Raw genomic sequence first — 12,553 nt, forward strand, 5'->3', positions numbered from 1 at the left:
TACTCGTACATATTTGAAATCCTACGAATAAGACAACATTCAAAATTAAAGTTAACTATTTTTAATGATACATATAACTAATGTTTTATTTCTATGCTGCTAATGGGATTAATACTTGGACTTTAATTGGACAATAAGACTCGTTTCGTCGTGCTATTCCTACAAAAATCCTTGCTAGTTTACCTATCAGTTTCATGATTGATTTCATTTTCTTTATCTTCTTTACCTTCACATTATGGGAATGGCCGGCTTTAAACTCAGGGTTATTCATCAAAAGGCTCATAGTTGCTAAGTAGAGGAATCGTCGTAGTCTTGACCTTCCACGCTTTGAAATGACAATCTGACCTTTCCATTTGCCTGAACTTGCTTCAGCTAGATGTAATCCCGCATGCCGTAATAGAGAGTTTCCGTGAGAGAAACCACTTAGATCTCCTGATTCCCCCAGTATTCCGGCTAATGAAATTTCACTTATTCCTTTAATCATAAGTAGTTTTTTTGCAAATGGGATTTTGTAGAGAACTTCTTTAACTTGTTGTTCAACTCTTTCGAGTTGTTTGACAGCGAGGTCAAATTCCTCTAATAATTGTTCTAAATGGAATTTATAAGCATCAAGAGCTTGTCCGGTCCAAATAGAGGATTTGGCTAGATTGATTAGTAATTGAGCCTTCTTGGGTCCTGGTTGTCGTTTTCATTAAAGACTTCCAACCCCTCATGACATCTAGTGTTTCTAGTGAAGATATTTCATCCGGTGTTGGAAATAAACGAAGGGTTGCGATCGCCCCTTTGCACGTTACATCTTTAAACACTTGTCTGAGTTCAGGAAAGACCACATCCACCCATCGATTTACTTGATTAATAGACATCACGAGACGTTTAATAATCACATCACGATTAGACATTAGAACTCTAAGCTTCTCAAAGGATTCTGATGATGGGCGAATAAAGGAATAGTAGCCGTTTTTGACCATATCCGCGATAACGAGCGCATCTTTTTTATCACTCTTAGATTGGGTATTATCACGATTCTCTTTATTCCTTTTTACTAAGTGGGGATTGACTGTTACAACTTCAATGTTTTGGTTATCCAGCCATTTTGATAGGTTAATCCAGTAATGGCCTGTAGGCTCCATACCTAATATTGCTGCATCTAAGTTTTTTAATCTTTTTAAATCATGAATCCATTTTAATAGTTTAAGGAACCCCTCTTCATTATTTTCAAATGTAAGAGGGTCTCCTGGATTGTCAACACTTAACTAGACAACTTTCTTAAGGTGTTCAAGTTTATACTCAATCGGACTTAAGTAGCCAAGTGTTCCATGAATACGAATATGATTAAACCAATGAATATAGTCCTGTAGTTCTCTTGTTAGATCGATTAGCGTTTCGAAATGACGACCCTTAACGAACTCTGTTTTGATGATTTTGAACGTAGCTTCAGTTACGGCATTGTCGTACGGGCAGCCCTTCATGCTTAGCGAACGTAGAATGTCAAATGTCTCTAAAGCATCATCTATTAGCTTATTCTTAAATTCGCTTCCTCGGTCCGTATGAAATAGCTGAATCTTACTCAGGTCTACCTTAATCGATGAAAATGCCCGGTAGACCAGTAAAGTATCTTTTTTTGGCCCGACGCTATAGCCGATAATTTCCCGATTAAAGAGATCATCAAATACACATACGTAACACCATTTTTGATTTACCCTTACGTACGTCAAATGCTTACAATTGCGTGCAACTCTTTTTCCTGATTAAACCCACGGTCCAATTCGTTAACCTGGTTAGACTCATTATAAGTTTTTGAATGTGGCTTGAATTGAGCTACTGTGTAGGTAGAGACGAGGCCCTGTTCTTTCATAATCCGCCCAATCCGTCGCCTTGAGACAACTAATCCACGCTTTTTTAATTCCACTTTAATCTTTCGCGTACCATAGTTTTGCCGGCTGTTCTGAAAGATTTCGATGATGTCGGAGTTTACTTCATCTACTGATGACCTTTCTTTTACTTCATAATAATAGGTGCTTCTTGGCAATTGAAGGACTTCGCACATTGCTGATATCGAGTATTTGTGCTGGTTATTCCGAATCACATTTACTTTCGTCCACGTATCAGCGCAGCTTGCTTTAAAATATCGTTCTCCATCTGTAACTGTTTCAGTTCCTTACGAAGCTTTACTAGTTCTGTTTCTTCTGGTGTTCGGTTATCAGCTTCTTTGAAAGAACCGGAGGTTTTGTGTTGAGAAATCCACTTATCCAGAGAGGATGGTGTCAGTTCATACTCACGAATAATATCCCTTCTTGGTTTACCATTCACATACAGCTGTACCATTTGGCTTTTAAACTCATCAGTAAATGTTCTTCGCTCTTTTTAAGTCAATCTCCTAAACTAGTAGTATTTGTAGTCTACTTGACCTTAAATTTTCTGTCTAGATAAGTGTAGCCGTTCCACATCGACTTTGTGAGACATGTGAGGGTTGACCTCCATGAGACATGTGGATATCCAAAAGTGCAATTATAACATTGCTAAAACCAATTTTTTCCTATAATTGGCTAGTTTAGCATACACTTTTTTCGATAAATCCCTATCCTTGAGGAGTAATGCCGAGCTTACAAAGATAACGGTTAATGATATGACTATGAAATCCTAAGAATTCTAGAGCAATCGTGAGATTGTGTTTAGTTTATTGAGGGAGTTCAATAAGAAAAGTTAAATTTGCCGTTCCCTAATTCGAAGTATGAAATAAGATAATTAACAGGGGGAAGGACAACCTCTTAAGGACTGTCTAGAAAAAATCCCGGACTTTAAAAAAGAAGGGAGTGGATATAAATGGCAATAATTAAACCTTTTATGGCATCAAGAAAGTTTACTGCCACAATAGGAGATGGTACAGGTACAGGAGCGACATTTGCAATTGCAGCAACAACCTTTACGGATGATGCCGGTGCAGCTGTAACCGCATTTCCAGGGTCATTTGCTTATTATGTTTTATATATAAATGCTCAGATTCAAACAGCTGATACCTCAACCCTTACTACTACTACTATAACTATTCCAGGTGGCGATGCACTTGATGCTTTAACTCCAATTGTTGTTGAAGTTGTAGTCAACTAATACTCATGATTTGCCAATGAAAAAATGCCGGAAATCAATAGGGTAATTGTCCGGCATTTTGTTCATTGGATGCGTAAGAACTTTCCATTTTTCTTTATCCATAAATTATTACAAATTGAAGAATAATAGGGGATCCAGATAGGGGTAAATCGTTAGAGAATGTAAGTTTTCCCTGTTCTACGATATAATTTATATTTGGCTGTAATATTCCATTTATAAATAAGTTTATATAAGATACGCTGTTTGGATTAAGAATCCCAGAGCTTCCGTATTTTAATACTCCATCTTGATTGGTATAAATCCTTTTTATACCGTCAGAGATTGCAGTATATTGAAAAGTTTTTACCTTTAAAATGTTAATTGGATTTGGGTTTTCCCTCACTGGATAAATATTTGGACAACCTCTTGGCGGACTTGGTGATATACAACTATTTTTATTATACAGTCCTGTTTTCTTTTGTTGCTGGTACATGCTTTGATAACCGATTAATTTCTTAGTCATAACTTTCTATTAAACCCTCCTTTTTGGATAATGATGCTCCGAAATTCTCTGTATTTGTTCTGTATCTCCCTTACACTTATATATTCATTTCTATTGGTTCAGGTATGGGTTCTACAGCCTCTATAATTTTCACATCATACACATTTTTTTTTTACTCTTTCCGACTCCACTTCTTTTATCTTCAAGCTACTATTCTTTTTACTTTCTATCTCTTTCTCATCCCGTTCCCTCCATTTATACATACAACCTAAACTCTACTTCATCCATCTTTACTCCTCAGCCGGCGACTGCTAAGCTGTGTAAGTATAGAGGATCAAAACCTAGTTAGATTGAACTGCTAAATAACGAAATTGTGAAGGATTTTACTTAAACTAACGGGTGCGTTAGTTGATTAAGACAAATAAAAAGAGAGCTACCCGAAGGTAGCCCATAGATATTGCTTTGTTATATACAGTAGTGAACCAACCAGTAATAGCAGATGCTGTAACACCTGTATCATCAGCATCGACACGGGCTCTCAATTTACCGTCATTGATACGTTTTACGAATGTACCTTTAACACCTTGTGTGCTGGGGGATTACGGAAATGAAATTACGATTTTATAATAGGAGGTGTTTTGAAATTTTTCTTAATGTGATTTGCTGAAGAAACAAAGTAACAAAAAAGGAAGAGGAACTACAAAAGTTCCCCTTCTTTTTTCACTTTATTTTTTTGAAATTTTACGTAATAAATATAAAGCGTATATGATAGCTGGTATAGCTCCGACCATTAAAATCATGTTATTTAAACCAAATGTAAAATAAGAAGACGATACATTCATTTTAATTCAACCCCATTAAAAATTTTAATCTCTATATGTGTATTTTTGATAAACACGAGCAACTTTACTAGATTTATTTAAAGAAGTAAGTTTGATATAACTAGTAAGAACTATATAGCCATTATTAAGTTTACCATTTAATTTATAAGTTCCTACAGCATTCATATCATAACCTACTTTTTCAGCTTTTGAATCAGTAACTTCACATGAAGCATCTACAGATGACCAAACAGTACCATTTGTTCCTCCTACATCAGCATATCTCATTTTCAACCCATAATCACCAACAGAATAATGATTACCTAATTTTAAGGTAGCAACAGTGACCCCTGCACTTTTTAATTTAACCCAAGCAGTATACAATCTGGCTCCATATTTTTTATCTTCTGTACGATATGGCCCCATATCCGTAGACTTTGCGCTAAATCCCATAGATTGTAAGTTTGTTGAATTACTGTTATCAGCTTCATCTGTTGAACTAAGTTCAACAGATGAACCATCACTTAATTCTATTGTTTTAACTTCTTCGGAATTAACATTTGATTCGTATGATATAGCTTCATTAATCTCGTTCATTTTCTCTTTCTGGTATTGCTTTACCACCTTATTTAATTAACACTCATTTAAAAGTTGAAGCACGGATTAGTCGGCAAAGCAACTAACGTGAGGACTTAGATCCTGTGGGGCAGCATGACCGACATCCACCTCATGGAAAGGTTGAACGAAGGAATGTAGGAGCATCGACTCTGTGAGACATGGGAGGGTTGACCTCCATGAGACATGTGGATATCCTAAAGTGCGATCATAACAGTGATTAAACCAATTTTTTCCTATAAAATTGGCTAGTTAGCATACACTTTTTTCGATAAATCCCTATCCTTGAGGAGTAATGCCGAGCTTACATAGATAACGGTTAATGATATGACTATGAAATCCTAAGAATTCTATAGCAATCGTGAGATTGTGTTTAGTTTATTGAGGGAGTTTAGTTCAACAAGGAGTTATTATATATTAGATTCAGAAGCTTTTAAAAGTGGTGGTAAAAAGTGCAAATAAAGTAACGAGATCCGCCTAAAATAAGAGAGGAAAATTGAAGTGAACATAGATATAGGGTTTCCCTTCCTTGTTCTATTATCTCTAACAGGATAATATTGTCCATTAGATATATTAAAGAGCAAGATAAAGAGCAGAGTGAAGTAGTAAGTGGAGCAGGAATTTATATAGAGGGGGGAATCGAGGATTAAATATTTTTGCCCCCTTAATACTAAGGTTCCTTTCGAATTAATATAAATGGTCTGTGTAATGGACTAAAAAAATGAAATTTCCTATACACGCTTTGATCTTTTTAGGCTGTATCTATGGTATTCATGAAATATTTATAGATGGTACACAAAGGTATTTTTCAAAAATAGAAGGAATGCCATCCATCATTTTATCAACATGGGTATTTGCTTCATATATAACGTCTTTGAAAGACAAAGCTGGCTCCGATAATTGCATTCTTATCAGCATATAAATTTTAAGACTATTCGTTTCAAATAAGTAGACGTGTTTCCCTACTTAAGACAATCGGAGGTTGTTTTCGAAAGGGGGAATTAATTTGAAGAAATTTATTGTTTGTTATACCTTGGATAATGATATTAAACGAGAAAAAATATTAAAAGGGCCAGATGTAAAGAAGGAAGACGTTCTACAAGATACATTAGATAAGATAGTGCGAAGTGATTACTTTATTGCGAAAACCGACCAAGGAGAGTATAGGATAAATGCTTCCTTAATTCGTTATATACAGGTTTTGCATGAAAGGCATTGTTTTAAATACCATACTGATCATCAATGACTAGTGAGTAAATAAAAGGTTATTTCTTTGCATAGTTTTCTTCAACTTTGTCGAGTAACTTGAATATGGGAGAGAAGATTAATGTCAGAAACGTATCGTTCTCGTCAGGAACGAAAACAAGTGGAAAAAACAAAACAAGATCAAAAAAAAGGTGTAAACTCCCCTAAAAGAAGATTTTTCTTGAAAAAAGTTTTAATATGGTGCTTACTGTTAGTTGTTATTTCAATTGGAATAGGGGCAGTTACGGTTGCAGCAATGATTAAGGATGCACCTAAAATAGATGCTTCAAAACTAGTCGATCCGCTTTCTACCAAATTATACGATAAAAACGGGAATTTCATTTACGAATATGGTAAAGAAAAGCGGACAAAAATTAAGTATTCTCAAGTTCCAAAAATGTTGGAACATGCTTTCATTGCCACGGAGGATGCACATTTTTATGAACACAATGGCATTGATATTAAAGGAACTGCGAGAGCAATCTTCAAGAACCTAAAAGGGGATTTCGGATCTCAAGGCGGAAGTACGATTACACAGCAGGTCATTAAAAACTCCTTTTTGTCACCTCAGAAAACAATAAAGCGAAAGGTACAGGAATGGAGCTTGGCCTATCAGCTTGAGCAAAAGTATTCCAAACATCAAATCTTAATGATGTATTTAAATAAGATTTACCTTGGAGACGGGGCATATGGTGTAGCAGCTGCCGCCAAAAATTACTACGGAATCGATGCCGATCATCTAAATAAATTAACGCTTCCGGAGGCCGCTATGCTGGCGGGGCTCCCACAGAGTCCAAGTTATTACGATCCCACTGAACCCGAACATGTGAAAGCTGCAACAAATCGTCGTAATATTGTTTTAGAAGCTATGTATAAAAAGGGGTATATTACGAAAAAGCAATTGGAGGATGCAAAGAAGGCTCCAGTTACATCAGGACTTGTTCCAAAAAAGAAACAACAAGGAATGCCGTACGAGGCGTTTTTGGACGCTGTTGTAAAAGAAGTTGAAAGAAAGCAGAAAAATGTAGATATCAGTTCGGATGGATTATCTATTTATACGACGCTAGATCCAAAAGCTCAGACCTTTGCGGACAAAATAATGAACACCGATACGATTATTTCTTATCCAAATGACAATTTTCAAGGAGCCTTCGTATTTTTAGATACAAAAACAGGAGAAGTTCGAGCTATTGGAAGCGGTCGAAACCAATATAAAGCTTCCTTCCGAGGCAACAACTTTGCGGTTGATATTAAACGTCAACCAGGATCTACTTTCAAGCCAGTCTTTGATTATGGTCCGGCAATTGAAAATTCAAAATGGTCTACAGCACACCAAATTAATGATCATGAGATAACCTACTCAAATGGTCAATCTATTTCTAACTGGGATCATCAATATCACGGAATGTTGTCTATTAGAACAGCACTTCAATGGTCATACAATATTCCAGCACTCCTTACCCTTCAGGAAGTAGGGATGGATAAAGCACAAAACTTTGCAGAAAATCTGGGTATTACTTTTAATAATAATAAGGTGTACGAATCATATGCGATCGGAAGTAATACGGTTAATCCATTAGAGTTGGCAGGGGCATATAGTGCTTTTGGAAATAACGGTGAATACAATACACCACATTTTGTTCGTAAAGTTGTCTATCCTGATGGCAGAGTTGTTAATTTAACTCCAAAGCCAAAACGTGTTATGCATGATTACACAGCTTATTTGGTGACGGATATGTTACGGACAGTCGTAAAATCTGGTACAGGAAAAACAGCAAATGTTCTTGGACTAGATGTGGCTGGAAAAACTGGCACAACCAATTTTGACAGTAAAACCAGAGTACAATATGGATATCCACCCGGTTCGGTAAATGATAGTTGGTTCGCTGGTTATACACCGCAATACACTATGGCGGTTTGGACTGGATATACTAAAAATGGTCCAGGTAATTATATGGATGGAAATACAACTAAAATCTCGCACCAAATGTTTAAGGTCATGCTGGAAGCGTTTGGAACAGACCAAAGTAGCTTCCAGCAGCCTAGTGATGTATACCAGGTGAATAATGAACTGTTCATTAAAGGTGCAAATCCTGAAGAAGCTCCACCAGTTACAAAAAATAATAAAGATAAACCATTTGATATTGATGGAAATAAAGAGGAAAAGAAACATAAACAAGAGGAAGAGAAGCATAAACAACATGAGGAAAAGAAACACAAACAAAAGGAAGAGAAGCATAAACAACAAGAGGAAAAGAAACACAAACAATAAAGATTTTTAGGATGGGATCGCATTGGTTCTATCCTTTTTTATAATACACATAAGAGAATGTGAAGGTTTGAATCGTCTACACTTATCTGGACAGAAGTTTAAAGGGCAGATACACTTAACTCACTACAGATAAGGGAGCACTCAAAATGACCAAGCGAGAACGCCGTACGTTCACTTCCGAATTTAAACAACAGATCATTCAACTCTACCAAAATGGGAAAAACCGAAAGGCTCTTATTGAAGAATATGAACTTACTCCTTCTTCTTTAGACCGGTGGATACAACAGAGTGAAAACACAGGTTCTTTTAAAGAAAAAGATAACCGTTCTCCTGAGGAACAAGAACTTATTAAACTACGAAAAGAACTGAAGAAGTTACAGATGGAGAATGATATTTTAAAGCAAGCCGCGCTGATACTAGGACGAAAGTAAATGTAATTAAACGGAACAAAGATAAATACTCGGTATCAGCAATGTGTGGCGTCCTAGAGCTTTCACGGAGCACCTATTACTACGAAGCAAAAGAACGAACCTCAGAAGACGATGTCACAAACGCCATTTTAGACATTTTTGATAAAAACCGTAAGGCGTACGGAACACGTAAGATTAAGGTTGAATTAAAGAAAAGAGGCCTTACGGTCTCCAGAAGGCGAATTGGCCGAATCATGAAAGAACAGGGGCTTGTTTCCTCTTATACAATCGCTCAGTACAAACCGCTAAAGACCTCATGTAACGAATCAGTCCAGGCAAACGAATTAAATCGGGAATTTCTACAAAAAGAAGAGAAAAAAGTAGTGGTAAGCGATTTAACATATGTCAAAGTCAAAAATAAATGGCATTACATATGTGTCTTTGTCGATCTCTTTAATCGTGAAATTATTGGATTTAGCACAGGACCTAACAAGGATGCGAAGCTTGTGGCAAGAGCGTTTGCATCTATCAAAGGGAACCTCCGTGATATTCAGCTCTTCCACACAGATCGAGGGAATGAATTTAAAAACAAGCTGATTGACGAAACGTTAACCATATTTGAGATTGGTCGTTCACTAAGTATGAAAGGTTGCCCTTATGATAACGCTGTCGCGGAAGCGACCTTTAAAATCATTAAGACTGAGTTCGCCAATCAAACAACATTCGCAAGCTTAGATCAGCTAACACTCGAATTTGGAGACTATGTGAACTGGTTTAATAAGCTGCGAATTCATGGAACTTTAGGCTACGTAAGCCCTCTAGAGTTTAAGAAGTTATCCCTTAAAAAAGTTGTTTGATTTAGTGTTGACAATCCAGTTTCTACTTAAACTATAGGGTGCGTTAGCTGAAGATCAGGGTTATTCATCACCAGACTCATGGTCGCAAGGAAGAGGTAACGCCGCAGGCGTGATCTATTAAGGATTAAATAGTACAAATTTTCTTCAACTAAACGGTGCTTTACTTCATTAAGGGAGTTGCTTTGGCAGCTCTTTTTCTTATAGAGCTAATGTGGCAGTTAGTCCGAATCCTTAGTGTTTTAAGAAATTAGTTTTTCATTTGGGATTATCAAAGTCACCATTGATTAATGGGAGATAGAATCAAATATGGGAGAAATCATAATAGAACTATGCTTTTGAGGCACAATAAATTGAAAAGATATAAAAAGGATGCAAAGCGAGGAATTTTATGAAAAAGGTTGTAATGTTTTTCCTATGTCTTCTTATCTTAATTCTTCCATCACAAGTTTTTGCTCAACGAAAAGTACCTATTTTAATTTATCATTCGATTGACGAGTTTACTGGGCAGGGTTCTAAGGAGCTATACGTAACTCCTGATAATTTCCAGAAACAAATGATTTATTTAAAAGACCATGGCTACACATTATTAACTTTTGATCGTTGGCAAGACATTTATAAAGAAAAAAAACCCATTTTCATTACCTTTGATGACGGATACAAAAACAATCTGAATGCATTTGCTATCTTTCAGAAACTTGAAAACGAACGTTTTAAACCAAGTGGTACCATTTTTGTTATTTCAGACTTTATCGGTCGACCAAACCGATTATCGAAATCGGATTTAAAAATGATGGCTGATTCGGGTATAATCTCAATCCAGTCTCATACTGCTACACATCCTGATTTGACGGAAATAAAAAATTATGAATATGAACTGAAAGGGTCCAAAGATAAAATTCAAAAAATAACAGGCAAACCAGTTAATGCTCTTGCGTATCCATACGGAAATTTCAATGACAAAGTCGTAGAAGAAACGAAGAAATATTATTTGTTTGGACTTACGACAACTCCTGAACTATTTTCTGAGAAGGGCATTAAAGACGAACTTTATCTTTTACCACGAATTTATATCAAGTATTCAACTACTCTTGATGACTTTGCAAAGATAGTTGAAGGCGGTTCCTATACCAGGTAATCGCTTTTTCTTTTGGAACCAAGGGAAAAGTACTTAATATTGTTTATAAGCAATGGGGTAATTTAACTGCAAAAAGTATGTGAAATTTTGTACTTAAACTAACAGGTGCTTTACTTCAATAAGGGAGGTTGTGGCGGCAGCCTTTTTCTGGATCTAGAGAGGTAGTTTAGATGAAAAAGCATAGTTTAAACTGCACAGTGAATGACGTTTGCTTTCACATATGACTGTATAAATATATGTAGTACAGTCTCTCGGTTTATACGAACTGTGCAACATAATCATTTAAAAATTACTTTGGAATATATTTTGATTTACTACGAATCCTAATTTTAGGAGGCGATGAAAATGAAAAAACAAGAAAAATCAAAAAATCTTGGCCAAAAAGCCGATTCAATGAATGCTTTGGATCAAGGGTTAAACTTGTTTCCACAAATAGTTAATAACGTTACTGGTATTGACAAGGGGAACGACGGTAAAGTCAATAAAAATGATTAAATTGAACGCCTTTTTTGGGCGTTTTTTTATCTTTTCTAATGACCTACTCTCTCCTTCACATTTTTTGTCAACTCTCAATAAGTCTTATGCAGCTAACAGGTTCTTTACTTCAATAAGAGAGTTGCTTTGGCAGCTCTTTTTCTATGGAACTATCGGGGCAGGTTAGCTCAATAATAAAGGGACAAACTAGGCATATAAATTTCCTTAAAAGGAGTAACAAAACCACGTGAAAATAATGGCTATTGGTATTACATTGGTTGTTGTTGGATGTAGCATTTTAGGGTGGCTAATTAAAGAAGCCTACAAAAATAATAAGGATGAAAGTACAAAATATAAAATTCTCTATTTATTATGGGTGATATTAGGTGTCTTACTAGATACAAGTGGATTAATCATTATCTTTGGTCTTATTTTATTAGGAGTTCTTTTAATAATCTATTACCCACTCTTCAACTCCCATGAAAATTAAAAAAGCTCAAAATCCAGAAAAAAACACAACAAAATAGACCCAGTAAAAACGCCTTTTAAAAAAAGGCTGAGCCTTATGAGTAATCTGATTGAGTTTGGTAGATCGTTAAACAAAAACCTCCAATCATAGCATATTAAGTAGAGGCTAGCGCGACGACCAAAAAGGATTAATCTCCCATGAGTGCTACCCATAAAGGGTGCGACAGTCGGTGATACACCGTGGTCGTCGGAGTCAGACTAACGGATGGGCTCAAAGGCACCATAGTTCAACGACCTTCTTCGCCAGCCATTAAAACATTATCGACATAGAGACCCATTTTCATTCTCTGTGGTGAAGCGCTGATTTTGCGCTTCATGGATGGCTAACAGGTGCTATAGTTCATTAAGCATAGGCCGGATTGAGTTGCATTCCATAATATTATTAATCTTCAACAATCGGGCGCAATTTTAAAGTAATGATAGCTGAATTTCTCAGTGAGAAATTCGGCTTTTAATCAGCATTAAGATAATCTAACCGGCTTCGTCCCACTTTGCAAGGAACTAGCAGTCCTGAATCTTCTAATACTTCGATACGTAAATAATCACCAAAGAGATCGGAATAAAGCTCAATCTTAGAGGTAACTATATAATTTAAAAAAGAAAAGAG

General features: G+C 36.1%; 9 protein-coding genes and 2 pseudogenes. 7 read left to right on the forward strand and 4 right to left on the reverse strand.

Translation table 11 applies throughout. The features are described 5' to 3' along the window. Positions 1 to 91: 91 nt before the first annotated feature. Both QFZ73_RS15345 and QFZ73_RS15350 read right to left on the reverse strand, forming a co-directional pair. A pseudogene (locus tag QFZ73_RS15345) lies at positions 92 to 1,235 on the reverse strand (IS110 family RNA-guided transposase); the annotation flags it as partial. Between the two features lie 18 nt (positions 1,236 to 1,253). Beyond that, positions 1,254 to 2,325 (reverse strand): annotated as a pseudogene (locus QFZ73_RS15350) (IS3 family transposase). Between the two features lie 498 nt (positions 2,326 to 2,823). Between QFZ73_RS15350 and QFZ73_RS15355 the strand changes: the two are divergent. Beyond that, positions 2,824 to 3,108: a DUF4183 domain-containing protein gene (locus QFZ73_RS15355; RefSeq protein WP_307267688.1), complete on the forward strand. Its 285-nt coding sequence runs from the start codon at positions 2,824 to 2,826 to the stop codon at positions 3,106 to 3,108. A gap of 94 nt (positions 3,109 to 3,202) precedes the next feature. Here QFZ73_RS15355 and QFZ73_RS15360 read toward each other — a convergent pair whose 3' ends face one another. Together QFZ73_RS15360 and QFZ73_RS15365 are read right to left on the reverse strand one after the other, a co-directional pair. Continuing rightward, a complete protein-coding gene (locus QFZ73_RS15360) occupies positions 3,203 to 3,610 on the reverse strand; it encodes a DUF4183 domain-containing protein (protein ID WP_307267691.1) in 408 nt (135 codons plus the stop codon). An 845-nt stretch (positions 3,611 to 4,455) separates the two neighbouring features. Then, complete coding sequence (locus QFZ73_RS15365) at positions 4,456 to 5,007, reverse strand: hypothetical protein (RefSeq protein WP_307267694.1); 552 nt, start codon at positions 5,005 to 5,007, stop codon at positions 4,456 to 4,458. Between the two features lie 1,024 nt (positions 5,008 to 6,031). Here QFZ73_RS15365 and QFZ73_RS15370 point away from each other — a divergent pair. The 6 genes from QFZ73_RS15370 (at position 6,032) to QFZ73_RS15395 (ending at position 11,908) form a co-directional block, all read left to right on the forward strand. After that, complete coding sequence (locus QFZ73_RS15370) at positions 6,032 to 6,271, forward strand: hypothetical protein (protein ID WP_307267698.1); 240 nt, start codon at positions 6,032 to 6,034, stop codon at positions 6,269 to 6,271. Between the two features lie 81 nt (positions 6,272 to 6,352). Further along, positions 6,353 to 8,542 (forward strand): transglycosylase domain-containing protein, encoded by a 2,190-nt coding sequence (locus tag QFZ73_RS15375; protein ID WP_307267701.1) that lies wholly within the window; start codon positions 6,353 to 6,355, stop codon positions 8,540 to 8,542. A 146-nt stretch (positions 8,543 to 8,688) separates the two neighbouring features. After that, a protein-coding gene (locus QFZ73_RS15380; RefSeq protein WP_307267704.1) for an IS3 family transposase occupies positions 8,689 to 9,809 on the forward strand; the annotation gives its coding sequence in 2 pieces (ribosomal slippage) (positions 8,689 to 8,938 and positions 8,938 to 9,809; 1,122 coding nt in all). A 388-nt stretch (positions 9,810 to 10,197) separates the two neighbouring features. Continuing rightward, positions 10,198 to 10,944 (forward strand): polysaccharide deacetylase family protein, encoded by a 747-nt coding sequence (locus tag QFZ73_RS15385; RefSeq protein ID WP_251438261.1) that lies wholly within the window; start codon positions 10,198 to 10,200, stop codon positions 10,942 to 10,944. A gap of 345 nt (positions 10,945 to 11,289) precedes the next feature. Continuing rightward, positions 11,290 to 11,439, forward strand: a complete 150-nt coding sequence (locus QFZ73_RS15390; protein ID WP_307267708.1) for a hypothetical protein — start codon at positions 11,290 to 11,292, stop codon at positions 11,437 to 11,439. Positions 11,440 to 11,665: 226 nt separating this feature from the next. Then, the gene (locus tag QFZ73_RS15395) at positions 11,666 to 11,908 is read left to right on the forward strand and encodes a hypothetical protein (protein WP_307267711.1); all 243 of its coding nucleotides are present in this window, start codon (positions 11,666 to 11,668) and stop codon (positions 11,906 to 11,908) included. Positions 11,909 to 12,553 lie beyond the last annotated feature (645 nt).

Origin of the sequence: Peribacillus sp. V2I11 (genome assembly GCF_030817135.1) — a bacterium.
Taxonomy (GTDB): Bacteria; Bacillota; Bacilli; order Bacillales; family DSM-1321; genus Peribacillus; species Peribacillus simplex.

Bases quoted from the DNA above. Each gene is read 5' to 3' on its own strand.
- QFZ73_RS15355 (WP_307267688.1), top strand. From the start codon at position 2,824: ATGGCAATAATTAAACCTTTTATGGCATCAAGAAAGTTTACTGCCACA.
- QFZ73_RS15360 (WP_307267691.1), bottom strand. From the start codon at position 3,610: ATGACTAAGAAATTAATCGGTTATCAAAGCATGTACCAGCAACAAAAG.
- QFZ73_RS15365 (WP_307267694.1), bottom strand. From the start codon at position 5,007: ATGAACGAGATTAATGAAGCTATATCATACGAATCAAATGTTAATTCC.
- QFZ73_RS15375 (WP_307267701.1), top strand. From the start codon at position 6,353: ATGTCAGAAACGTATCGTTCTCGTCAGGAACGAAAACAAGTGGAAAAA.
- QFZ73_RS15385 (WP_251438261.1), top strand. From the start codon at position 10,198: ATGAAAAAGGTTGTAATGTTTTTCCTATGTCTTCTTATCTTAATTCTT.
- QFZ73_RS15390 (WP_307267708.1), top strand. From the start codon at position 11,290: ATGAAAAAACAAGAAAAATCAAAAAATCTTGGCCAAAAAGCCGATTCA.